14 protein-coding genes and 1 pseudogene are annotated in these 23,071 nt (G+C 72.5%); 12 read left to right on the top strand and 3 right to left on the bottom strand.

What is annotated here, in order from left to right:
• Positions 1-2 precede the first annotated feature (2 nt).
• Positions 3-1,640: pseudogene (locus NUM_RS22895) on the top strand (sensor histidine kinase); the annotation flags it as partial.
• Between the two features lie 515 nt (positions 1,641-2,155).
• Here NUM_RS22895 and NUM_RS22890 read toward each other — a convergent pair.
• From NUM_RS22890 to NUM_RS22880, 3 genes are all read right to left on the bottom strand, one after another.
• Positions 2,156-4,108, bottom strand: coding sequence for a DUF2264 domain-containing protein (locus NUM_RS22890; RefSeq protein ID WP_207126965.1), 1,953 nt, complete (start codon positions 4,106-4,108; stop codon positions 2,156-2,158).
• An 82-nt stretch (positions 4,109-4,190) separates the two neighbouring features.
• A complete protein-coding gene (locus NUM_RS22885) occupies positions 4,191-5,300 on the bottom strand; it encodes a LacI family DNA-binding transcriptional regulator (RefSeq protein WP_207126964.1) in 1,110 nt (369 codons plus the stop codon).
• A gap of 30 nt (positions 5,301-5,330) precedes the next feature.
• Positions 5,331-6,353, bottom strand: coding sequence for a hydroxyacid dehydrogenase (locus NUM_RS22880; RefSeq protein WP_225918782.1), 1,023 nt, complete (start codon positions 6,351-6,353; stop codon positions 5,331-5,333).
• Positions 6,354-6,817: 464 nt separating this feature from the next.
• Between NUM_RS22880 and NUM_RS22875 the strand changes: the two genes are divergently transcribed.
• The 11 genes from NUM_RS22875 (at position 6,818) to NUM_RS22825 (ending at position 23,055) form a co-directional block, all read left to right on the top strand.
• The gene (locus tag NUM_RS22875; protein ID WP_207126963.1) at positions 6,818-7,693 is read left to right on the top strand and encodes an ABC transporter permease; all 876 of its coding nucleotides are present in this window, start codon (positions 6,818-6,820) and stop codon (positions 7,691-7,693) included.
• Positions 7,683-8,573 carry a carbohydrate ABC transporter permease gene (locus NUM_RS22870; protein ID WP_225918781.1) on the top strand — a complete coding sequence of 297 codons (891 nt, stop codon included), beginning with the start codon at positions 7,683-7,685 and terminating at the stop codon, positions 8,571-8,573. Before NUM_RS22875 ends, NUM_RS22870 begins: the two co-directional genes overlap by 11 nt.
• A gap of 38 nt (positions 8,574-8,611) precedes the next feature.
• Positions 8,612-10,072 (top strand): extracellular solute-binding protein, encoded by a 1,461-nt coding sequence (locus tag NUM_RS22865; RefSeq protein ID WP_207126962.1) that lies wholly within the window; start codon positions 8,612-8,614, stop codon positions 10,070-10,072.
• Positions 9,976-10,287 carry a hypothetical protein gene (locus NUM_RS22860; RefSeq protein ID WP_207126988.1) on the top strand — a complete coding sequence of 104 codons (312 nt, stop codon included), beginning with the start codon at positions 9,976-9,978 and terminating at the stop codon, positions 10,285-10,287. The genes NUM_RS22865 and NUM_RS22860 overlap by 97 nt, the downstream gene beginning before the upstream one ends.
• An 81-nt stretch (positions 10,288-10,368) precedes the next feature.
• On the top strand, positions 10,369-11,649 hold the full coding sequence (locus NUM_RS22855; protein WP_207126961.1) for an alpha-L-fucosidase: 1,281 nt from the start codon (positions 10,369-10,371) through the stop codon (positions 11,647-11,649).
• Positions 11,650-11,740: 91 nt separating this feature from the next.
• Positions 11,741-12,922, top strand: coding sequence for a Gfo/Idh/MocA family protein (locus NUM_RS22850; RefSeq protein ID WP_207126960.1), 1,182 nt, complete (start codon positions 11,741-11,743; stop codon positions 12,920-12,922).
• A 270-nt stretch (positions 12,923-13,192) separates the two neighbouring features.
• The gene (locus NUM_RS22845; RefSeq protein WP_207126959.1) at positions 13,193-15,070 is read left to right on the top strand and encodes a right-handed parallel beta-helix repeat-containing protein; all 1,878 of its coding nucleotides are present in this window, start codon (positions 13,193-13,195) and stop codon (positions 15,068-15,070) included.
• A gap of 142 nt (positions 15,071-15,212) precedes the next feature.
• Positions 15,213-17,615, top strand: a complete 2,403-nt coding sequence (locus NUM_RS22840; protein ID WP_207126958.1) for a polysaccharide lyase 8 family protein — start codon at positions 15,213-15,215, stop codon at positions 17,613-17,615.
• Positions 17,616-17,726: 111 nt separating this feature from the next.
• On the top strand, positions 17,727-19,052 hold the full coding sequence (locus NUM_RS22835) for a M60 family metallopeptidase (protein ID WP_207126957.1): 1,326 nt from the start codon (positions 17,727-17,729) through the stop codon (positions 19,050-19,052).
• 217 nt (positions 19,053-19,269) lie between these two features.
• Positions 19,270-21,273 carry a trypsin-like peptidase domain-containing protein gene (locus NUM_RS22830; RefSeq protein ID WP_207126956.1) on the top strand — a complete coding sequence of 668 codons (2,004 nt, stop codon included), beginning with the start codon at positions 19,270-19,272 and terminating at the stop codon, positions 21,271-21,273.
• Positions 21,274-21,387: 114 nt separating this feature from the next.
• Positions 21,388-23,055, top strand: a complete 1,668-nt coding sequence (locus NUM_RS22825; protein ID WP_225918780.1) for a bifunctional 3'-5' exonuclease/DNA polymerase — start codon at positions 21,388-21,390, stop codon at positions 23,053-23,055.
• Positions 23,056-23,071 lie beyond the last annotated feature (16 nt).

Here is a 23,071-nt window from a genome sequence, read left to right as displayed (position 1 = left end):
GGATGTCGCCGCCGCGCCGACGGCGCGGGGTGTCCGGCTTCCTGCGTACCACGGTCGGCCGGATGCCGCTCGCCAGCCGGATGGTCGCCGCGGCCATGGTGCTGGTGCTCGCCGGGCTGGTGCTGATCGGCGCGGCCAGCGTGATGTTCCTGCGCGGCTACCTGACCGCCCGGGTCGACGACCAGCTCAACTCGCTGTACCACCAGACGCGCACCAGGATCCTGCAGAAGATCGACGCGATGCCCAACACCGGCGGCTCGCAGAAGATCATCTTCAACGTGCAGGACGTGGTGCCGTCCAGCTCCGAGTCGCCGATGAAGGTGAACGCTCAGTACACGTTCGAGACGCGGCAGGACAACGGCGCCATCTACAGCAGGACCAGCAGCGAGAAGCCGAACCCGACCACCTACCCGGTCTACCCGCACTCCGCCAGCGCGCTCGACGCCGCGGCCGGACACCCGTTCAGTACCGGGTCGAACGACGACGCGCACCGCTGGCGGGTGTTGGTGCAGCCGCTGAAGCTCGGCGACTCCAACCAGTACCTGATCATCTCCGCCTCGATGGATTCGGTGAACGCCACCATCAGCCGGTTGATCACGATCGAGGTGATCGTCGGCGCCGCAGTGCTGGTGCTGCTCGCGATCGTCGGCGCCGCGGTGGTCACCTACAGCCTGCATCCGTTGCGGGACATCGAACGTACCGCCGGCGCCATCGCCGCCGGCAACCTCGGCCTGCGGGTGCCCGAACGCGACCCGCGTACCGAGCTGGGCCGGCTGGGCCGGGCGCTGAACGCGATGCTCGGCCAGATCGAGGCGGCGTTCTCCGCGCAGGCCGGGTCCGAGCACGCCGCGCGCCGCTCCGCCGACGCCGCCCGCCGCGCCGCGGACGCGGCCCGGGCCTCGGCCGCCGCGGCGCACCGGTCCGAGGAGAAGATGCGCCGGTTCGTCGCCGACGCGAGCCACGAGCTGCGCACCCCGCTGACCACCATCCGCGGCTTCGCCGAGCTGTACCGGCAGCGGTTGGACACCGCACCGGGAGCGGTCGAGCACGGCGACGAGACGCGCTTCGCCGAGGCGAACCGGTTGATGCGCCGGATCGAGGCCGAGGCGTCCCGGATGGGGCTGCTGGTCGAGGACCTGCTGATGCTCGCCCGGCTGGACCAGCAGCGCCCGGTGGCCTCCGAGCCGGTCGATCTGCTCGCGATCGCGGCCGACGCGGTCCAGTCCGCCCGCGCCATCGCGCCGGACCGGGACGTGTCGCTGCACGTGGGCGCCGGCTCGGACGGTCCGCCGGTGGTGCTGGGCGACGAGCCACGGCTGCGCCAGGTGCTGCGCAACCTGGTCGACAACGCGCTGGCGCACACCCCGGCCGGCACCCCGGTGCAGATCCGGGTACGCACCGCGGCCGGCGCGGCGGTCGTCGAGGTCGCCGACCAGGGCCCGGGGCTCACCCCGGAGCAGCGCGACCGGGTGTTCGAGCGGTTCTACCGGGTCGACAAGGCGCGGTCCCGGGAAGCCGGCGGCACCGGCCTGGGGCTGGCCATCGTCGCCTCGCTGGTCGCCGCGCACCACGGCCGGGTGGACGTGGAGACGGCGCCGGGCGAGGGCGCGACCTTCCGGGTCACCCTGCCGCTCGCCCCGGACGACGCCGACCTGCCGCCGGAGCCGGCCGAGCTCGAGGAACCCGATTTCGGCGGCGGCCCGCTCGCGGTGGGCTCCGGGACCGACGAGTCCACCGGCCCGGACTCCGCCCACGACGACGAGCCGCCCGCCCCGGGCGACGAACCGACCGGGGGGCCGGTCCCGCCGTCCGGCGATCGCGCTGGCTCCTCGACCGCAGCGCTGCCGGCCGACGCCGGGTCGACGTCGGTCGACGCCGCGTCGTCGCACGTCGAGCTGCCCGGCGGGGCCGGGCCGACGAGCACGGGCCCGTCGGTCGATCCCGGGTCCTCGACCGTGGAGCGGCCGGCCGACGCCGGGGCCTCGACGTCGGGCGACGCCGCGTCGTCGACGGGGAAGCCGCCGGCCGATGCCGGGTCGCCGACCGGTGGCACCGGCGACGCGGACGGTGCACCGGATGCCGGCGCGGCGCCGGACGCCGATCCGTCCACTGTGGACGATCAGGCGGAGAGTCGACCGCGCTGACCCGGTTCGGGTCAGGCGCGCAGGGACGCGCCCGGCCCGTCGACGGCGTGTCGCTGGTAGCGCACCGCACCGGCCGGCAGGTCGCCGAGCACGAGGCGGACCAGCTCGCCGTCCGGGTAGCGCACCACCACGGTGCGCCCGGCCACCCGTACCGCGAAACCGGCTGCCAACGCCTCCGGGTGCACGCTGTCGCCGCTGAGCACGGCGAGGCCGACGAACACCGACTCGTCGCCGGAATGCGCGCCGCGCAGCAGCGGCGTGGCCGAGCACGGCCCGTACGCGTTGGCCTCGACGTCGGTGTGCACCCCGGCGCCGGCCCACCCCGCCAGCCCGACCAGCGCGGAGCTGACCGCCGATCCGTTGCGCACCAAGGCGAACCGGTCACCGACCACTGTGGATGGTGGTGTCTGGTCGGCGATCGGGTACCCGCCCTCCCGCACCGCCGCGCCGGCCGGCCCGGTGACCAGGTGCGCGCGCAGCTCCCAGCAGCCGCGGACCACGGTCGCCGTCTCCACCCGGTACTCGGTGTCGCCGACCGTCGCGGTGTGCCGGGACGCGGCGAACCGGTCCCCGAGCGCGACGCGTTCGATCCGGGCCCGCCGGGACGCCGTACCGTCCGGCGCGAGCAGCGCGAGATGGTTGTCCACGTCGGCGTGCCAGGCCGCCGGCGCCGCCTCCGGCCCGGTGTGCGTGCTGTACGCGAGTTTCGCGTAGTGCGGATCGTCGTGCGCCGGCGCGGGCGGCGCGGCGTTGTGGTCGCTGCCGTGGTTGAGCAGCCGGACGATGCCGTCGTGCACGGTCGAGGAGAGCAGGAATCCGGGCTCCGGCAGGGCGATCACCTGGTCGGCGAGGTCGCCCGGCACCGAGCGTTCCGGTTCGGTCCACACCGGATGGTCGGGCGGCAGCAGCAGGCCGAGGAACCCCTTGCTCGCCCAGTACGGTGAGCCGGGGCCGGAGTACTCCTGGGTGGTCGGCAGGAACGGCTCGTACCAGCCGAGGGTGAGCAGGCCGCGCCGGTCCGGCGCGCCGCGCTCGACGAAGTGCCGCACCACGTCGGAGGCGAGCCGCCGGGTCTGCCCCGGCGTCAGCGGCGTCGCGTCGAACAGCGCGCCGAGCCACAGCGGCGCCGCGCAGGCGAACCGGTACGTCAGCGACCGGCCCTGGTGCACCGGCGCGCCGTCGGCGCCGAAGAAGTGCTGGTAGCCGGCGAGGAACTCGCGCAGCCGCTGCCGGTACACCTCGCCCCGGCCGCCGTCGTCGTCGACCATCCTGGTCCACAGCAACGGGTACAGGTGCATGGCCCAGCCGATGTAGTAGTCGTAGTTCGCGCCGGCGCCGTCGGAGTACCAGCCGTTCCCGCGGTACCACGGCTCGATCGTGGCCAGGCCGCGCTCGATCTCGGCCGGGTCGTGCGGACCGTCCACCGTGGCCAGGAACTGCTCGGTGACCACCTGGAACAGGATCCAGTTGTTGTCCCAGGTGCGCTTGCCGACGAAGCCGCCGAGCCAGCCGCGCACGTTGTCCTGCTCGGCGGTGGACAGCCGGTCGAAGATCCACGACCGGGTCTCGTGCAGCGCCAGCGCGATCGACGCCGCCTCCACCATCTGCTGGGACCGGTCGACGATCACCGGCCAGGAGTCGTCCCGGCCCGGCGTGGTGCCGGCGACCAACCCGGTCGCGTACCGCTCGATCAGTCCGTCGACGCCCTGCCCGCTGGCGCCGCGGATCCGGAACGCGGCGAGCAGGAACGTCCGGGCGAACCCCTCCAGCCCGTCGGAGACCACGCCGGAGCGGCTGTTGCGGCCGGGGAGCCGGAACTGCCCGCCGCCGGCCGTCGCGTACGGCGCGACCGAGTCGAGCAGGTGGTCGGCGAGCGTCTCCCAGTGCTGCCGGCCCCAGCCGGTGCGGGTGGACAGCGACCGCTCCAGCGGCGGCAGCACGAGGTACGGCGGGGTGTCGGTCATCTGGTGGTGCTCCCAGCGGCGGTGTCGGGCGGGGGTCGGGGATCGCGGCCGTCCCGGCGGCGTGGCTCCGGCGGTGCCGGGCTCAGGGCCGCCGGTCGGGGTTCGGCGGCCCGACCGAGGCCCGGGTCACGATGTGCGTGCCGACCGTCATCGAGCTGCCGGGGGCGGCGTTGGTGTCGGTGTCCTCGCCGGCGAGCGCCAGCCGCACCGCCTCCCGGCCCATCTCCTCCAGCGGCACGTGCACGGTGGTCAGCCCGGGGGCGACCTCGGCGGCGACCGGCAGATCGTCGTACCCGACGAGGGACAGGTCGGCCGGCACCCGCAGCCCCGCCTCGGTCAGCGCTTCCAGCGCACCGGCGGCGACCATGTCGTTCGCGGCGAACACCGCCGTCGCGTCGACGCCCTCGGCGAGCAGCTCGCGCAGCCGGTGGTAGCCGAACCGGCGACCGAACTCGCCGGTCTGGATCAGGTCCGGATCGACCGGGATGCCGCGTGCCGCGAGCGCCCGCCGGTGCCCGGCCAGCCGCGCCGCGGTGGTGGACAGCGCGGTGGGGCCACCGAGGTACAGGATGCGTCGGTGGCCGGCGCCGATCAGGTAGTCGGTGATCGCCGCCGCGCCACCCTCGTTGTCGTAGCTGACCTGCACGGTCGGTACGCCGGGGCCGAGCGACGGGCGACCGCAGAGCACCAGCACCGAACCGGCGGCGGCGAGTGCCTCGGCGCGCTTGGTCATCTGCCTGGTGAACGTCGGATCGTCGTACGCGCCGCCGACCAGCACCACCGCGTCGGCGCGCTGCTCGTGCAGCAGGTCGACGAGGGCCAGCTCGCGGCGCGAATCGCCCTGCGTCGCGGCGATCAGGCAGAGCCGGCCGCGGCTGGTCGCCTCCCGCTCGACGCCCCGCGCGATGTAGGCGAAGAACGGGTCGATGACGTCGTTGACGACGATGCCGACGGTACGGGTGGTGTTGCCGGCCAGCGCGCGGGCGTGCGCGTTGACCACGTAGCCGAGCTCGCGGACCGCGCGCTCGACCTTGCTGCGGGTCGCCGCGGCGACCGGGTAGTTGCCGTTCAGCGTCCGGGACACGGTCGCGGCGGAGACGCCCGCCTTGGTCGCGACGTCCTCGATCGTGATCGGCCCGCTGCGGGCCCGGCGCCGGGTGGTGCCGTTTCCGGTGGAGCCTCGGCGATTCATCTCGTCACCCTATCCTTCGGCCGCGCGGGGTCAGGCGATGTGCGGGAGGTCGGGACCGAGGACGGGATGGGCCAGCGGGCGGCCGGTCGCGAGCCGGCCCAGTTCGGCCACCGCCTGCGCACCGAGCCGCCGCACCTCGTTGCCCAGCGCACCGGCGATGTGCGGGGTCAGCACCACGTTGGGCAGCTCGTACAGCGGGGAGTCGGCCGGCAGCGGCTCCGGGTCGGTGACGTCGAGCAGCGCGTCCAGCCGGCCGGCGACCAGTTCGGCGGTGAGCGCCACGGTGTCGATCAGCGAACCGCGCGCGGTGTTGACCACGACCGCGCCGTCCGGCAGCAGCGCGAGCCGGCGCGCGTCGAGCATGTGCCGGGTCGTCGGGCCCTCCGGCGCGTGCAGCGTCAGTACCGTGCTGCGCCGGCACAGCTCGTCCAGCTCCACCGGTTCGGCGCCGAGCGCGGCGGCCTCGGCCCGCGGCAGGTACGGGTCGTAGACGAGCACGGTCGCGTCGAGGTGCTGCACCAGCCGCAGCACCCGCCGGCCGATCCGGGAGGCGCCGACCACGCCGACGGTGATCCCGTTGGTACCGATGGTGGGAACCCCGACGGTGCTCCGGGTGCTGCGGGTGTCGTGCAGCTGGCGGGCGAAGCGGCCGAACCGCTTGGCGCCCAGCACGATCGCCGCGAAGGTGAACTCGGCGACCGGCACCGAGTTCGCGTCGGCGGCGGACGACACCTGGATGCCGCGGGCGAACACCTCGTCGGTCAGGAACGTCTTGACGGTACCGGCGGCGTGCACCACGGCGCGCAGCTTCGGCGCCAGGTCGAGCACCGCGTGGTCGATCCGGGGGGTGCCCCAGCCGGTGAGCAGGACCTCGGCGTCGGCCAACGCGGCGGCCGCCGCATCGGTGTCGAGTCGCCGCAGTACCCCGGGATGGGTGATGGTGGCGAGCTCGCGCAGCTCGGCGAGGGCCGTCGGGCCAAACAGCGCGCCCAGGTCGGCGTCGCGCATCGCGATGGCAACGCGCAGCTTCCCGCGCCGCTCGGTGTCCGCCACCTCGTCCTCCAATAGAAATCGCTTACTGTCGAGCCCAGACGTTAGGTCGGCCGTTCCGGGAACGTCAAGTCGGCCGTGGTTGCCGGCAATAGCTCGGGTTGTTGGATGGTGGACGGCTCTTGACAAGCCGGAGTGCCCGCCGTAGCTTCGGCGCAACCAGTAAGCGCTTACCACGAGTGCCGGGTACGAGGAGCGGGTATGGGCGTTCGGCTTCGAGGCTGGCCGTCGGGCGGCGGCCGGGAGATCCGGTGACGGCGACCGAGCCGACGCCGTCGGCCGTGCCCGCGCCGTCGACGGAGTCGACCGAGCCAGCGCCGTCGACCGTGTCAGCGCTGTCGACGGAGTCGAGCGGTCCGCGCGCGGTGGGGGGCCGCCGCGCCGCGCGGAGAGCGCAGCGGCGGGCGGCGAAGGCGGTACCGCGGCGGAAGCTGACGCTGTGGCAGCGGATCCGCCGGGACAAGGTCATGCTCCTGTTGCTGGCCCCCGGGTTCCTCTACTTCGTGGTGTTCCACTACGCGCCGCTGCTCGGCTACATCGTGGCGTTCGAGGACTACCAGCCCTACCTCGGGTTCGTCGACTCCACATTCACCGGGCTGGCGAACTTCGCCCAGGTGTTCGCGGACCCGGCGTTCTGGCGGTCGCTGCTGAACACGCTGGAGATCACCGCGCTCCAACTGGTGTTCTTCTTCCCCGCGCCGATCGGGCTCGCGCTGCTGCTCAACAGCATCCTGTCGACGAAGGTCCGGCGGTTCGTGCAGAGCGTGGTCTACCTGCCGCACTTCATCGGCTGGGTGATCATCGTCTCGATCTTCCAGCAGGTACTCGGTGCCACCGGAACCCTGCCCAACCTGCTGGACGCGGTGGGGTTGGGCCGGTTCGACGCGATGACCACACCCTGGTTCTTCCCGTTCCTGGTGACGATCCAGTCGATCTGGAAGGACTGCGGCTGGGGCACCATCATCTTCCTGGCCGCCCTGCTCAACATCGACCAGGAACTGTACGAGGCGGCCGCGGTCGACGGTGCCGGTCGCTGGCAACGGTTGTGGCGGATCACCCTGCCCGGCCTGATGCCGGTCGTGGTGCTGCTGCTGATCCTCAACCTGGGCAGCATCCTGTCGGTCGGGTTCGAGCAGATCGTGTTGCAGCGCAACAGTGTCGGGCCGGAACACGGCGAGGTGCTCGACACGTACGTCTACTTCCACGGCATCGTCGACAGCCAGTGGGGGCCCTCCGCGGCGGTCGGGCTGGTGAAGGGGTTCGTCGGGCTCGGCCTGGTGCTCGGCGCGAACAAGCTCGCGCACCTGTTCGGCCAGGAGGGGGTGTACTCCGGTGGCAGGTAGCTCGGCCCGTCCGGTGTGGATGGAGAAACCGTCCGCGCTCGGCACCGGCGGCAAGGTCGCCGTGCTCGCGGTCATCTCGGTGCTCGTGCTGTACCCGTTCGTGTCGGTGCTGGCGACCAGCCTGTCCACCGAGGCGGACATCTCCCGGCACGGCGGGCTGGTGCTGATCCCCGACCACCCGACGCTGGCCGCGTACCGGACCATCTTCGCCGGCGGGGTGGTCACGGATGCCCTGCTGCGCAGCATTCTCATCACCGCGGTGGGCACGTTCTGCTCGGTCGCGGCGACCGTCGGCATGGCGTACGGGCTGAGCCGGCGCAACGTGGTCGGCGGCCGGTTCTTCCTGCTGGTGGCGTTGTTCACGATGCTGTTCAGCCCGGGCGTGATCCCCAACTTCCTGGTGGTCAAGCAGCTCGGGCTGCTCGACACGTACGCCTCGCTGGTGTTGCCGACGCTGGTGAGTGCGTTCAACCTGGTCGTGCTGCGGTCGTTCTTCATGACCCTGCCGAGCGAGCTGTACGAGGCGGCGCGCATCGACGGAGCCGGCGACTTCCGGGTCCTGGCGCGGATCGTGCTGCCGCTGTCCAAGGGAGTCCTCGCCGTCGTCACGCTGTTCTACGCGGTCGGCTACTGGAACGCCTTCTTCAACGCGATGCTGTACGTGAACGACGACAAGTGGCCGCTGTCCATGGTGCTGCGCCAGTTCGTCCTGCAGGGACAGTCGCTGTCGGACACCGTGACCGGAAGCGAGGCGGCCGCACCGGCGCAGGCGATCCAGATGGCGGTCGTGATCGTGAGTCTGGTGCCGATCCTGCTCGTCTACCCGTTCCTGCAGCGCTACTTCACCAAGGGCGTCCTGACCGGCGCCATCAAGGGTTGACCCCCCAAGACCGACCCCAAGACCCCGAGGAGAGATCCGTGGGACTCGACGAATCGTCGCTCGCGATGAACCGGCGCGGCTTCCTGCGTACCGGTGCCGGTGCGGTGCTCGCCGGCGCGTTCGGCACCGGCGTACTGTCCACAGTGGCCGGTTGTGGCTCGGACGGTGGCGCGAGCAAGGTGTCCAGTGCCGCCGACGTCACGCTGCCGACCACCATCCCGTACCAGGGCCCGAAGCCGGACATCGCGGCGACCGCGGACGGTGTGCCGGCGGCGTTCTACACCTACCCGAAGCCGGAGCGGGCGTTCCCGACGCCGCCGCTGAAGAACGAGAAGATCACCGCGATCACCAACGTGTTCGGTCCGCCGCCGCCCGGCCGGTCGAAGAACCCGGCGTGGCAGGAGATCGAGAAGCGGCTCGGTGCGCAGGTCGACATCACCTCGGTCTCCTCGGCCGACTACGAGACCAAGCTGAACACGGTGATCGCCGGCGGCAAGCTGCCGGACATCATGCTCTACGACGGTGCCGGCATCAACAACCTGCCGCGGTTCCTCCAGTCGGCCTGCGCCGACCTGACCCCGCTGCTCGGCGGCGACAGGGCGAAGGACTTTCCGCACCTGGCGATGATCCCCAAGACGGTGTGGGAGACCTGCACCCAGGCCGGCAAGCTGTACCTGCTGCCGATCCCGCGCAACATCGTCGGCGGGTCGGGGTTCTACAACTCGACCCTGTTCGGCAAGGTCGGCGTCACCGACACCAGCGCCATCAGGAACGCCGACGACTTCCTCGGCGTACTGAAGGAGTTGACCCGGCCGAAGCAGAACCAGTGGGCGTTGGGCAGTACCAACTTCGGCACCACCCCGTTCCACCACATCTTCGGTAGCCCGAACAACTGGACGCTCGACGGCGGCAAGCTGGTCAAGAACTACGAGACCGACGAGTACAAGGCGACGCTGGAGTTCCTGGTCGAGCTGCACAGGGCGGGCTGCTTCGTGCCCGGCTCGGAGGGCTGGACCAAGCAGCAGATGCAGAACGGGTTCGCGGCCGGCAAGGTGGCGATGATCTACGACGGGCTGCCCGCCTATGCCGGCCCGACCGGCTACTTCCGTACCCTGCCGCAGACCCACCAGGGCAACGAGGCCAAGCCGTTCCTGCCGTTCGGGCACGACGGCGGCAAGCCGGTGACGTGGCAGGACAACATCGCGTTCGGCTGGATCATGCTGGCCAAGGCGGACGAGAAGCGGCTGCGGACGGTGCTCAAGGCGTGCGACTTCCTCGCCTCGCCGTTCGGCACCGCCGAGTACCTGCTGCTCAACTACGGCGTCGAGGGCGCCGACTACAAGCTCGACCCGAAGGGCAACCCGACCCTGACCGCGCAGGGCAACCAGGACACGCTCGTACCGTGGAAGTTCCTGTCCGCACCGTCCCAGGTGGTGTACGACCCGACCCGACCTCGCGGGACTACGTCGACATCCTGCACGGCGCGTACGCGGCGCTGATCCCGAACTCGGTGCCGGATCCCACCGCGACGCTCTACGCACCCACCGAGGGCAAGCAGGGCGCGACGCTGAGCCAGACCATGTCCGACACGATCACCTCCATCATCGCCGGCCGCACACCGCTGTCCGCGTTCGACGACGCCGTGAAGAAGTGGCGCTCCGGCGGCGGTGACGCGATCCGCAAGGAGTACGAGCAGGCGCTGGGCAGGAAGTGACCCACCCGGTCGAACGGACGACGGCTGCGGGCGGGACCGGGCGCGGTACGGTGCGCGGGAAGCACGGCGGGAAGGTGACAGATGAGCGACGACGTGGCGGCGCGCACCCGGTGGCTGGTGCAGGACCGGTTCGGCCTGTTCATCCACTGGGGCATCTACGCCTCGGCGGCGCGGCACGAATGGGTCAAGTCGCGCGAGAAGCTCACCGACGAGCAGTACCAGCGGTATTTCGACCACTTCGATCCGGACCTGTACGACCCGGCCGAGTGGGCGGAGACTGCCTGGGCGGCCGGCATGCGCTACGTGGTGGTCACCACCAAGCACCACGACGGCTTCTGCCTGTGGGACTCGGCGCTCACCGACTACAAGGTCACGAACACGCCGTACGGCAGGGATCTGCTCGGCCCGCTGGTGTCGGCGTTCCGAGAGCGCGGCTTCCGGATCGGCTTCTACCACTCGCTGCTCGACTGGCACCATCCCGAGTTCCCGGTCGACCTGTACCACCCGCAGCGCGACGACGCCGACTTCATCGCGGCGCACGCCGGCCGGGACGTCGCGAAGTACGCCGACCAGCTGCACGGCCAGGTACGCGAGCTGCTGACGAACTTCGGCCGGATCGACGTCCTGTGGTTCGACTTCTCGTACCCGGGGCGCGGGTTCAACGCGAAGGGTCGCGACGAGTGGCGGTCCGAGCAGTTGCTCGCGATGGTGCGCGAACTGCAGCCGGACATCATCGTGAACAACCGGCTCGACCTCGGCGCGGGTGACCTGCTCACCCCGGAACAGGTGCAGCCGGCGGCCGCGGTCACCACCGCCGGCGCCCCGGGCGTGCCGTGGGAGGCGTGCCAGACGCTCAACGGATCGTGGGGCTACGACCGGGACAACCTGGACTGGAAGCCGACGGATCTGTTGCTGCGGATGCTGATCGACGGTGTCGCCAAGGGCGGCAACCTGCTGCTCAACGTCGGCCCGACGGCGCGCGGCGAGTTCGAACCGCGGGCGGTGGAGCGGCTGGCCGGCATCGGCGAGTGGCTGCGCCGGCACGAGCGGTCCATCCGCGGTGCCGGGCCGAGCGGGTTCACCGCGCCGCCGGACTGCCGGTACACCCAGGTGGGGAACCGGCTGTACGTGCACCTGTTCGCCTGGCCGATGCGGCACCTGCGGCTGCCCGGCCTCGCCGGCCGGGTGGAGTACGCGCAGCTGCTGCACGACGCGTCCGAGGTGCGGCCACTGGCGCTGGACGACGCCGAACCCGGGCACGAGTACCTCGGCGCGCCGGACGGCACGCTGACGCTGCAGCTGCCGGTACAGCGGCCGGACGTGGCGGTCCCGGTGATCGAGCTGTTCCTCACCGAGCAGTGACCCCGTACCGGTGGGACGGCGTGTGCCCGGTCGCCGCGGCATCGCCGGGCCGGGGCAGGATGCGGTCGAGGCAAACGAGGATAGGGGAGCGATGAGCGACGACGTACGGTTGGGCGTGATCGGGTTCGGGCTGCGCCGCAGCCTCGCCGTGGCGGCACACCGGCCGGGGGCCGGCTCGCGGGTGGTCGCGGTCTGCGATCTGGACGAGCAGGTGCGGGCGCGGGAGGCGGCGACGTTCGACGCCGAGCTGGTGACCGCCGACCACCACGACCTGATCGCGTCGCCCGAGGTCGACGCGATCATCGTCAACACGCCGGACCACACGCACGAGGCGATCGCGCTGGACGTGCTGCGCGGCCACAAGCCGGTGTACGTGGAGAAGCCGCTCGGCATCACCATCGAGCAGTGCGACACGATGCTGCGGACCGCGCGCGAGACCGGTACCAGGATCTACGTCGGGCACAACATGCGGCACATGGGCGTGGTGCGGCTGATGCGCGACATCGTGGCGCGGGGCGACATCGGTACCCCGCAGACGGTCTGGGTGCGGCACTTCGTCGGGCACGGCGGCGACTTCTACTTCAAGGACTGGCACGCGGACCGGCGCAACACCACCGGCCTGCTGCTGCAGAAGGCGGCGCACGACATCGACGTGCTGCACTGGATCGCCGGCGGGTACGCGCGGCAGGTGCAGGCGCTGGGCGACCTCAAGGTGTACGGCGACCTGCCGCGCCGTGCCGCCGGTGAGCCGAAGACCGACGACTGGCTCGATCCGGCGACGAACTGGCCGCCGCGCTCGCAGCACGATCTCCACGACGTGGTCGACGTGGAGGACGTGTCGCTGGTCAACATGCGGCTGGACAACGGCGTGCTCGCCGCCTACCAGCAGTGCCACTTCACGCCGGACTACTGGCGCAACTACACGGTCATCGGCGACGCCGGCCGGCTGGAGAACTTCGGCGACGGGCCGGGCGACGTGGTGAAGGTGTGGAACGCCAAGCGATCCGGTTACCGGCCCGAGGCGGACATCGAGTACCGGGTGCCGGATTCGGGCGGCTCGCACGGCGGCGCCGATCCGAAGATCATCGCGGAGTTCTGCCGGTTCGTCCGGGAGGGCGGGCCGACCGACACCTCGCCGGTGGCGGCCCGGATGAGCGTGGCGGCCGGCGTTCAGGCGACGAAGTCGTTGCGCGACAACGGGATGCCGTACGAGGTGCCGCCGCTGGACGCGGACCTGGTGGACTACTTCGCCCGCGGGCAGGTCGAACGCTGACCTGACCAGGGTGCGACCGCGGCCCCGGCACCGGCGACGGTGCCGGGGCCGCCGTGCTTGCACAGTGTAGTAATCGCTTTCTGTCTGGCTTTCTATTGATTCACAGATCCAATCCATATTCGTTGTATTGAGCCAGGATTGCCTCTTGACGGACGGGTAAGCGTTTACCAAACTGTGTGGCGTAGCGGGCGAATCGCACGTCCTGTCGCAACCATCCGCCTTGCCCGCACCGTTCGCCGGCTCCGAGCCGGCTCCGGTAGGAGTGTGAACATGCGGATCCCCCTGCCAGCAACCATCGTCGCGGCCACGGTCGCCCTCGTACCGGTCGGCGGTGCCCACGGGGCGCCGGCGGCGAAGGTGCTGCACGCCGCGCCGCACGGCGCCGGCATCGCCTGCAGCCCCGGACATCCCTGCTCGCTGTCGACCGCGATCGACGACATCGCCGGCTGGATCGCCCGCGGCCGTACGGTCACCGTCCGGCTGGCCGGCGGTACCTACCGGCGCACCGCACCGATCCGGCTCACCAGGGCGATGTCCGGCACCCCCGACTGGCCGGTCACCCTCGCCGCGGAACCGGGCGCCCGCCCGGTACTCAGCGGCGGAGCGCGGATCGGCGGCTGGCACCTCGTCGACCCGGCGACCGGCCGGTGGCAGGCGACCTGGCGCGGCCAGACCGGCCGCGCCGACCGGCCGCGGCAACTGTTCGTCGACGGCACGCGGGCCGAACTCGCCCGCGGCGACGCCTGCGCCAGGACCGACTGCGCGGTCACCGCGACCGGCCTGACCGGTACCGGTGCCGCGACCGTCACCGGTTGGAGCGACCCCGCCGACGTCACGATGGTCGCGCAGTCGCGGTGGCGCTCGTTCCACTGCGACGTGGCCGGGGTGGCCGGCGGCGACCTGGTGATGGCGCAACCCTGCTGGCGCAACGGGCGGCCGGGCACCGGGCGGATCGGCCCCGGCTGGGACGCCTCCGCGCTCGGCGGCAGCTCGTACCACGGGGTGCAGTACTTCGAGAACGCGCCCGAGCTGCTGGACCGGCCCGGTGAGTTCGTGTCCTCGTCGAACGGCACGCTCACCTACCTGGCCCGGCCGGGCGAGGATCCGCGCACCGCCGACATCGAGGTACCGGTGACCGAGCAGCTGCTGCTCGTCGACGGCACCCCGGCGGCGCCGGTGCACGACGTCACGGTGCGGGGGATCTCGTTCGCCTACGCCGCCTGGGATCAGCCGGGCACCGGCACCGGGTACGACGGGATGCAGGCCGGCCTGTCGCTGACCGGCACCGGCCCCACCGACCACTCCGGCCGCTACTACACCAAGCCGCAGGCCGCCGTGACGGTACGGGCCGGGCACCGCGTCACGCTGGCCGGCGACACGTTCACCCACCTGGCCGGCGCGGGCGTGGTCCTGGAACACGGTTGCCAGTACTGCACGGTGACTCGCGGCGTGTTCGACGACCTGTCCAGCGGCGGGGTGTACGTCGGGGACACCGACCCGCATCCGAGCGCGGCGGCGACCTCGGCGCACAACACCGTGTCCGGCAGTACCTTCCACGGCATCGGCACCGAGTTCACCGACGCGGTGGGCATCTGGTCGCCGTACGACGCCTACCTCACCATCGACCACAACACGCTGGAACACCTGCCGTACAGCGCGATCAGCGTCGGCTGGGGCTGGAACCAGCCGCAGGCGCAGGACACTCCGTTGCGGGGCAACAGGATCACGAACAACCGGCTGATCGACGTGATGCGACCGGAGGACGGTCAGCACGACGGCGGCGCCATCTACACCCAGGGCGCCCAACCCGGCACCGTGATCAGCGGCAACTACGTCGACCGGTCCGACTATCCGAAGACCGACGGCGAGGGTGCGAACGGAATCTACCTGGACGAGCAGAGCTCGTACATCCTGGTGGAACGCAACGTGCTGACCCGGATCAGCTACAAGTGGGTGTCGAACTGGGCCGGTTACGGCATCGAGAACACCGTCACCCACAACTGGTCCTCGACCACCGCGCCACCGCTGTCCGGCACCGGCAGCACGCTGGTCGACAACCAGGAGGGCCTGACCGCCCTGCCGCCCGAGGCGGTCGCGGTCGCCCGTGCCGCCGGCGCGAACCCGCCCGGCCAGGTCGAACCGCTCTAGGGCCTGTCTCGAAGCCCGCGCTGCGGCGGTTCGGTTTCGGGGGTCGCGAGGGCCACCGTCCGGCTAGCCGCGGGCCGGCCTCGCGGCAGGCACGGGCAGCTCGGACACCACAGCCGTCCTACGACCAGTGAAGGAGACCGGTATGGAGCTCAGCCGGAGACGGGCGTTGGCCCTCGGTGCCGCGGCCGTCGGTGCGGTCGGCGGTGCGTCGCTCCTCGTGCCCCGCCCGGCCAGCGCCGGGGACGCCGACGAGTTCGAGACGCTGCGGGCCCGGTGGGCCGCGCTGCTCACCGGCGGTACCGTCGATCCGAGCGACCCGGACGTGGCCCGCGCACTGTCCGCTGTGGACGACGCTGCCGACCAGGTCTGGCAGACCATGGACACCGCGGCTGGCGCGGCGACGCCGTGGCCCGACCTGCCGCTGACCGCCACCGACGGTGTCAACGCGAACGCCTGCCTCAACCGGCTGCTGACGCTCGCCGTCGCGTGGGCGACCGAGGGCGCCGCCCGGTACGGCGACGACGACGTGCTCGCCGCGGTGGTCGGTGCGCTGGATCTGGTGTATCGCAAGCGGTTCAACGAGAACGCGCGCGAGGTCGGCAACTGGTGGAACTGGGAGATCGGCTGCCCGAAGACGCTGGTGCAGATCCTGGTGCTGCTGTCGGGGCAGGTGCCCGCCGACCAGCTCGCCGGCCACCTGCGGGTCATCGGCCACTTCGTGCCGAACGCTTACCGGCGGACCAACTATCCGAGCCTCGCCGAGACCGGTGCGAACCGGATGGACAAGGCGGTGATCGTCGCGCTGTCCGGGATCGTCGCCCGGGACGGCGACCGGATCGCGCTCGCCCGCGACGGCGTGTCGGACGTCCGCGACGACGGCCGGTACAGCATCTTCCAGTACGTCACCAGCGGCGACGGGTTCTACCGGGACGGGTCGTTCATCCAGCACGACGCCATCCCGTACGTCGGCTCGTACGGTGCGGTGCTGCTCGACGACATCTCCCGGCTGCTGTTGCTGCTGGCGGGATCGAGCTGGGCGATCACCGACCCGAACCAGAACGTGGTGCTGGACGCGGTGTCCGCGAGCTACGCGCCGTTCGTGACCAACGGCGCGATGATGGACTGCGTGCGCGGCCGGGCGGTGTCCCGGCAGGCATCCTCCGACCACGACGCGGGGCACGGCATCGTCAACAGCGTGCTGCTGCTCGCCCAGGGCGCACCGGCGTCCTACCCGGCCCGCTTCCGCGCGCTGGCGAAGGGCTGGCTGCGCCGCGACACCGCCCGCCCGTTCCTCGCCACCGCCACACTGCCGGAACTGGCGGCGGCCAAGGCGGTGCTCGCCGACCGCGGCGTCACGCCGGCGCCGGAACCGGAGTACCACCGGCAGTTCCCGCACCAGGACCGGATCGTGCACCGGCGCCGGGACTGGTCGTTCACGCTCGGGCTCAGCTCCGACCGGATCTTCCGGTACGAGTGCGGCAACGGTGAGAACCTGCACGGCTGGTACACCGGCGACGGGATGAGCTACCTCTACCTCGCCGACGACCTGGCGCAGTTCTCCGACGGGTTCTGGCCGACCGTCGACCCGTACCGGCTGCCCGGCGTCACGGTCGGCACCGAGCCGCGGTCCGACGCGGTCAGCAACGGTACGTCCGGCCCGCTGGCCTTCGATGCCTGGGTCGGCGGTACCAGCCTGGACCGGTACGGCGTCGTCGGGATGGCGTTCACGTCCTACGACAGGACCATCACCGCGCGCAAGTCGTGGTTCCTGCTCGACGACGCGGTGGTCGCGCTCGGCGCCGGGATCGGCCGCGCCGGCGACGATCATCCGGTGCTGTCCATCGTGGAGAACCGGAACCTGCATGCCGCCGGTACCAACCGGTTGCTGGTCGACGGGCACCGGCAGCCCGGCGATCTCGGCTGGCAGTCACGGTTCGCCCGCGCCCGGTGGGCACACCTGGATGGCGTCGGCGGGTACGTGTTCGGCGGCGACGCGGTGCTGCACGCCGAGCGGGCCGAACGCACCGGCGCCTGGCACGACGTCAACACCGGCTCGGACACCGCGGGCGATGGCGACGAACTGACCCGCCGGTACCTGAGCCTGTGGTTCGACCACGGCACGACGCCGACGGATGCGAGCTACCGCTACGTACTGCTGCCCACCGCCTCGGCCGCGGCCACCGCGCGCTGGGCGGCCGACCCGCCGGTCCGGGTGCTCGCCAACACCGCCGCGGTGCAGGCGATCCAGGTGGCCCGGCCGCAGCTGACCATGGCCGCGTTCCAGGCCGCCGGCCGGGCCGGACGGCTGGCCACCGACGGACCCGCCGCCGTCCTGGTCGCCGTGGCGGGCGACCGGATCACCGTCGCGGTCAGCGATCCGAGCCGCACCGCCGACACGGTCCGGGTGACGCTGCCGTTCCCGGCGCGCCGGCTGGTCGACGCGGGCCCCACGGTACGGCTGGAGTCGTCCCGGCCGCAGGCGGTGCTGGCCGTCACGGTCGGCGGCTCCGGCGGCGCCACCCACACCGCGACGCTCGAACGCTGACCCGACCCGGCCGTCGGCCGACGCTTCGCCGTCCATCACCCGCGCGTCGCGACGCGCGACAGTCCCGTGCGCCGTCGTCGCGGCGCGCTGTTGTCCACTGTGGAGGTTCCCATGTCTCTGTCCAGACGGGCACTGCTCGGTTCGGTCGCGGCGGTCGCCGCCGTCGCGGCGACCGGCATCCGGTCCGGTACGGCCGCCTCTGCACCCGGCCCGACCGCTGACCGCACCGTCACGTTCACCGCCAAGCCGTCCGCCGAGGCGGAACGGCTGCGGCTGGCGCAGGCGTTGCGCGCCACCGATTTCGAGTCCACCGGCTACTACCTGCCACCGAACACGCCGTTGGCGGTGACCGTCCACCGTGGACCGGTGGTACCGGCGCTGCACATCGGCGCGCCGGACGCGGACGACGCCGCGAAGGCGCCCCGCAGCTACCCCCTGGCCGTCGGTGCGAACACCGTGTCCGACCCGCACGGCGGCATGGTGTACCTGTCCGCGGTCGGGCACGGTGAGCCGGTGGCGGTGACGCTGGGCGGCGCGGCGCAGCCGGTGCCGTACTTCCGGCTCGGGCACACCAGCAACGCGGAGTTCCGCCGGCAGCTCGACCAGCGGATCACGCCGTGGGCCGAGCTGACCGCCGACCACGTGATCCTCACCGTGCAACTCGACTCGGCCCGGCAGTACGCCGACCAGGACCAGTCGGGGTTGCTGGCGCTGTTCGCGCGCATCGTGGCGGTCGAGGACGCCACCAGCGGGCTCGACGGCCGGCACCCGATCGACCGGCGCAACGCCCACCCGTACCACTTCGTCAACATCACCGCGACCGGGCCGGGCGTGGCCGCCTACACCTCGCACGGCTACATGGCCTTCCCGAACTCGTACCTGGACCGGCTGTTGGTGCTGGATGCGTTGCGTACCAACGGGTGGGGCATGTGGCACGAGCTCGGTCACGAGCACCAGCAGTTCGCCTACAAGCCGGCGGTGCTCACCGAGGTCAGCGTCAACCTGTACGCGCTCGCGGTCGGCAGGGCACTGGGCGACCAGCCGCGGTTGACGGTGCCGGACAGCAAGACCGGGCTCACCCCGTACCAGAGTGCGCTGCCGAAGCTCGGCACCGCCGGGGTGGACTACGCGAGCACGTTCGGCGCGTACGAGAAGCTGGTGATGCTCAACCAGCTGACGCTCGGCTTCGGTGCCGACTTCTGGCCGCGGCTGCACCGGTTGATCCGGCGGGAGAACCCGCCGACGGAGTGGGACGCGCCGGACGCGACCGAGGTGCGGTTCGGTTACCTCGCGGTGTACACCAGCCGGGTCGCCGGGGCCGACCTGACCGCGTTCTACGATCGGTGGGGCGTACCGCTCACCGACGACGCGCGCGCCGCCGTCGCCGCGCTGGGCCTGCCGGCGCCGACGGTGGACCCGAGCACCCTGCACGAGTGACCGCTGCGTGCCGGAACGCATCGACACGAGCGACTGCGGGATCACTGTCCGAACGATTCGGACAGTGATCCCCAGACGGGATTCACGCTCCCAGGGGATTCTCAGGGAGACCCCAGGCCGACCGCAGGGTATCGAGCAAATCTGACCCCATGAGCGAGCGACAGCGAGCGACCCAGCGGCACGGCGCTGGCCGGATGCGGCGAAGCGGAGGCCGGCCATGAGTTCTCAGGACCGGGAGCCCGGCCACGCCGACGAGCGGCCCGCCGTCGGGTCAGACCAGCCGACCACGCCGGCCGAGGCCGGCCCGTCCGCCGCCGACCGGCCCGGTGCCGATCAGGCAGCACCCGGCTCGACCGTGCCGCCGCCCGCTGCCGGTGCCGACGACGCCCCCGCCGCGCAGCCCGAGCCCGCCGCGTCGGCGGAGCCGGTGGACACGCCGCCGGGCGAGGACGTGACGCAGGTGGTCCCGGCGGCCGGCGCGACCGCACCGAGCACCTCCGACGCGGCGCCCGCCAACGCGCCGGGCGCCGAGCAGCAGTGGGCCGCGGGCGCGCCTGGTCGACCAGAGGCTGTCACCCCGCAGCAGCCTGCCGCGGGTTCTCCCGTGCCGCCCGGCGACGCCGCGCCAGCCGGATGGGCCGCCGCCGACCGACCGGCGGCCGCGGGTACGCCGACCGACCAGACCGGCCAGCTCGCGGCGCCGTCCGGCTACGCCACCGACACGTACGGCCAGCCGGCCGCGCCGCAACAGCCTGCCGCGCCGCAACAGCCTGCCGCGCCGCCACAGCCTGCCGCGCCGCCACAGCCTGGCGCGCCGCAGCAGCCCGCCGCGGCGCCGTACGGTCAGCAGCCCGACCCGTACCAGCCGGTCGCCGGCCAGCCCATGCCCGGCCAGCCCGCCCCGGGCCAGCCGGTGCCGGGTCAACCGGCGCCGGGCCAGCCGATCCCGGGGCAGCCGGTCGGTGGGCCGGCCGACGCGACCGGTCAGTTCGGTGCCACCCAACAGATCCCGGCGTACGGCCAGGCCGGGTACGGCATGCCCGGCTGGCAGCAGCCCGGGCCGTACGGGCCGAAGCCGCCGAGCAAGGCGCGCCGGTGGCTCGCCGGCGGTGCCGCCGCGGTCATCCTGGTGCTCGCCGGCGGGGTGGTCGGTGGGGTCACCGTGCACGCGCTGGACGGGAACACGCCGATGGAGTCGACGGTCGTGTCGAGCCCGGTCTCGACCAAGGGCGGCTCGCTCGCCGACATGGTCAAGCAGGTCCGGCCGAGCGTGGTGTCGCTGAAGGTGCAGGCCGGCCAGTCGGGTGACGAGGGTTCCGGCGTCATCATCTCGACCAACGGCATGATCGTGACCAACAACCACGTGGTCGAGGCGGCCGCGGGCGGGAACGGGTCGATCCAGGTCACCTTCGACGACGGGACCACGGCGCCGGCGAAGATCGTCGGGCGGGACCCGTCCGGTGACCTCGCGGTGGTGCAGGCGCAGGGCAAGTCGGATCTGAAGCCGGCGACCATCGGCAACAGCGACAAGCTGGCGCCGGGCGACGGCGTGGTGGCCATCGGCAGCCCGCTCGGCCTGGAGGGCACGGTCACGCAGGGCATCGTGTCGGCGCTCAACCGCAGCTACACGGTGTCCACCGAGCAGCAGCAGCCGCAGCAGCAGAACCCGTTCCTGGACCCGCGGAAGCAGCAGCAGCAACAGCAGCAGGGCAGCAGCACGATCACCATCCCGAACGCGATCCAGACCGATGCGGCGATCAACCCCGGCAACTCCGGCGGCCCGCTGCTGAACATGTCCGGTCAGGTCATCGGGATCAACAGCGCGATCCGCTCGTCGGACAGCTCGGGCAGCGGCCAGGGCGGCAGCATCGGGATCGGCTTCGCGATCCCGATCAACGTCGCGAAGGCCACCGCGGACAAGCTGATCAAGGGTGAGAAGGTGCAGCACCCGCTGTTCGGGGTGTCGGTGGCGACGGCCAGCGACTCGAACGGCAACGGGAGCGGTGCACTGGTCGCGGCGGTCACCAAGGGCGGTCCGGCGGACAAGGCGGGGCTGAAGAAGGGTGACGTGATCACCAAGGTCGACGACACCAAGGTGCCGGACTCCGACACGCTGGTCTCGGTGGTGGCCCAGCACCAGCCCGGCGACAAGGTGAAGGTCACCTACACCCGGGACGGTAAGACGCACACCGCCACCGCGACCCTCGCGGCAGCAAAGTAACACCGCGACCCTCGCGGCAGCGAAGTACCGAGGGACGATCCGACGGGGCCCGCCGATCCGGCGGGCCCCGTCGCGTACCCGGATCCTGTCGGTGGGTGGGTGCAGGATCGGGGGGTGCGATGGGCGGTGTACGACGACGAGTCCGGCGGCGGTGCGCTCGCCGGCCTCGACCCGTCCGGTGCGCTCGGCGCCCCGACGGCGGCGCCGGTGCTGGCCGCGGCGGTCGCCGCGGGTGAGGCCGCCGACGTCCGGTGGGTCTGGCCGGACACCGCCCGCTGCTATCCGAGCCTGCTGGAGGCCGGTGCTCGGGTGGCTCGGTGCCACGATCTCGCCCTGACCGAGGGCCTGCTGCTGGGCCATGCCGGGCGCTGGGGTGAGCCGCGCGCGCTGCCCGCCGCCTGGGCCCGGCTGCACGACCTGCCGGTGCCGGACGACGAGCCGCTGACCGGCGCTCCGCAGCCGGGCCGGCCGAGCCAGCCGGCGCTGTTCGCGCCGGCCCGGGAACCGCTGCCCGGGGCGCCGTCCCCGCTGGCCGCGGTGGCCGAGGTGCACGCCGACCAGCTGGCCCGGATCGCCGCGCTGCCCGACCCGGGCCGGTTCCGGTTGCTGGTCGCGGTGGAGTCGGCGGGCGCGCTGGCCGCGGCGGAGCTGGGCGCGGTGGGCCTGCCGTGGCGGGCCGACGTGCACGACCGGCTGCTGACCGAGGCGCTCGGCGCCCGGCCGGTCGGTGGCGGCCGGCCGCCGGTGCTGGCCGGGCTGGCGGCGCAGATCGACGCGGCGTTCGGGTTCCGGCTCAACCCCGACTCGCCGGCGGACGTGGTGGCCGCGTTCCGCAAGGTGGGGATCACGGTGACCTCGACCCGGGCGTACGTGCTGCGCGAGGTGGAGCATCCGGCGGTGGCGCCGCTGCTGCGGTACAAGGAGCTGTCCCGGCTGCACGTGGCGAACGGCTGGCAGTTCCTCGCCGACTGGGTGGTCGGTGGCCGGTTCCGCCCGGAGTACGTGGCCGGTGCGGTGGTGTCGGGGCGGTGGGGCACCCGCGGCGGCGGCGCGCTGCAGATCCCGAAGGCGGTGCGTCGCGCGGTGGTGGCCGATCCGGGCTGGACGCTGGTGGTGGCCGACGCCGGTCAGCTGGAGCCGCGGGTGCTGGCGGCGCTGTCCGGCGACCGCGGCATGGCGGCCGCGGCCGGCCCCGGCGACCTGTACGGCGCGCTCGCCGCCTCGGCGTTCGACGGCGACCGGGGCAAGGCGAAGATCGCCCTGCTCGCCGCGATGTACGGGGGGACCAGCGGGGCCGGTGGCGCGCTGCTCGGCACGTTGCGGCGCCGGTTCCCGGACGCGGTGGGGTACGTGGAGGCGGCGGCCCGGGTCGGTGAGCAGGGCGGGCTGGTGCGGTCGTTGCTGGGTCGCACCTGCCCGCCGGCATCGACGCCGGTCGCCGGGCCGGGCGAGCCGGCCGAGGCGGCGGAGCCGGTGTCGGCGTCGTCGGCGCGGGCCCGGGGCCGGTTCACCCGCAACTTCGTCATCCAGGCGACGGCGGCGGAGTGGGCGTTGTTGCTGCTGGCCGAGTTGCGTCGGCGGTTGACCTCGATGGCCGGCACCGAGCTGGTGTTCTTCCAGCACGACGAGGTGATGGTGCACTGCCGGCGCGAGGTGGCGGGTGAGGTGGCGGCGGCCGTGACGGCGTCGGCGCAGGCGGCGACGGAGCTGCTGTTCGGCCCGACGCCGGTGCACTTCCCGCTCGACGTGGCGACCGTCGAGTGTTATGCAGATGCGAAATAGTCGCCGATCGCTGTGA

It is taken from the genome of Actinocatenispora comari (genome assembly GCF_017312725.1).
Lineage (GTDB): Bacteria > Actinomycetota > Actinomycetes > Mycobacteriales > Micromonosporaceae > Actinocatenispora > Actinocatenispora comari.
Note: the sequence above shows the minus strand (reverse complement) of the source record. Positions and strands in the feature narration are given on the sequence as shown.

What these genes read in the sequence shown, in the direction of transcription:
- NUM_RS22835 (WP_207126957.1), top strand. Translation starts at nt 17,727, where the DNA reads ATGTCTCTGTCCAGACGGGCACTGCTCGGTTCGGTCGCGGCGGTCGCC.
- NUM_RS22890 (WP_207126965.1), bottom strand. Translation starts at nt 4,108, where the DNA reads ATGACCGACACCCCGCCGTACCTCGTGCTGCCGCCGCTGGAGCGGTCG.
- NUM_RS22850 (WP_207126960.1), top strand. Translation starts at nt 11,741, where the DNA reads ATGAGCGACGACGTACGGTTGGGCGTGATCGGGTTCGGGCTGCGCCGC.
- NUM_RS22875 (WP_207126963.1), top strand. Translation starts at nt 6,818, where the DNA reads ATGCTCCTGTTGCTGGCCCCCGGGTTCCTCTACTTCGTGGTGTTCCAC.
- NUM_RS22840 (WP_207126958.1), top strand. Translation starts at nt 15,213, where the DNA reads ATGGAGCTCAGCCGGAGACGGGCGTTGGCCCTCGGTGCCGCGGCCGTC.
- NUM_RS22830 (WP_207126956.1), top strand. Translation starts at nt 19,270, where the DNA reads ATGAGTTCTCAGGACCGGGAGCCCGGCCACGCCGACGAGCGGCCCGCC.
- NUM_RS22845 (WP_207126959.1), top strand. Translation starts at nt 13,193, where the DNA reads ATGCGGATCCCCCTGCCAGCAACCATCGTCGCGGCCACGGTCGCCCTC.
- NUM_RS22855 (WP_207126961.1), top strand. Translation starts at nt 10,369, where the DNA reads ATGAGCGACGACGTGGCGGCGCGCACCCGGTGGCTGGTGCAGGACCGG.
- NUM_RS22885 (WP_207126964.1), bottom strand. Translation starts at nt 5,300, where the DNA reads ATGAATCGCCGAGGCTCCACCGGAAACGGCACCACCCGGCGCCGGGCC.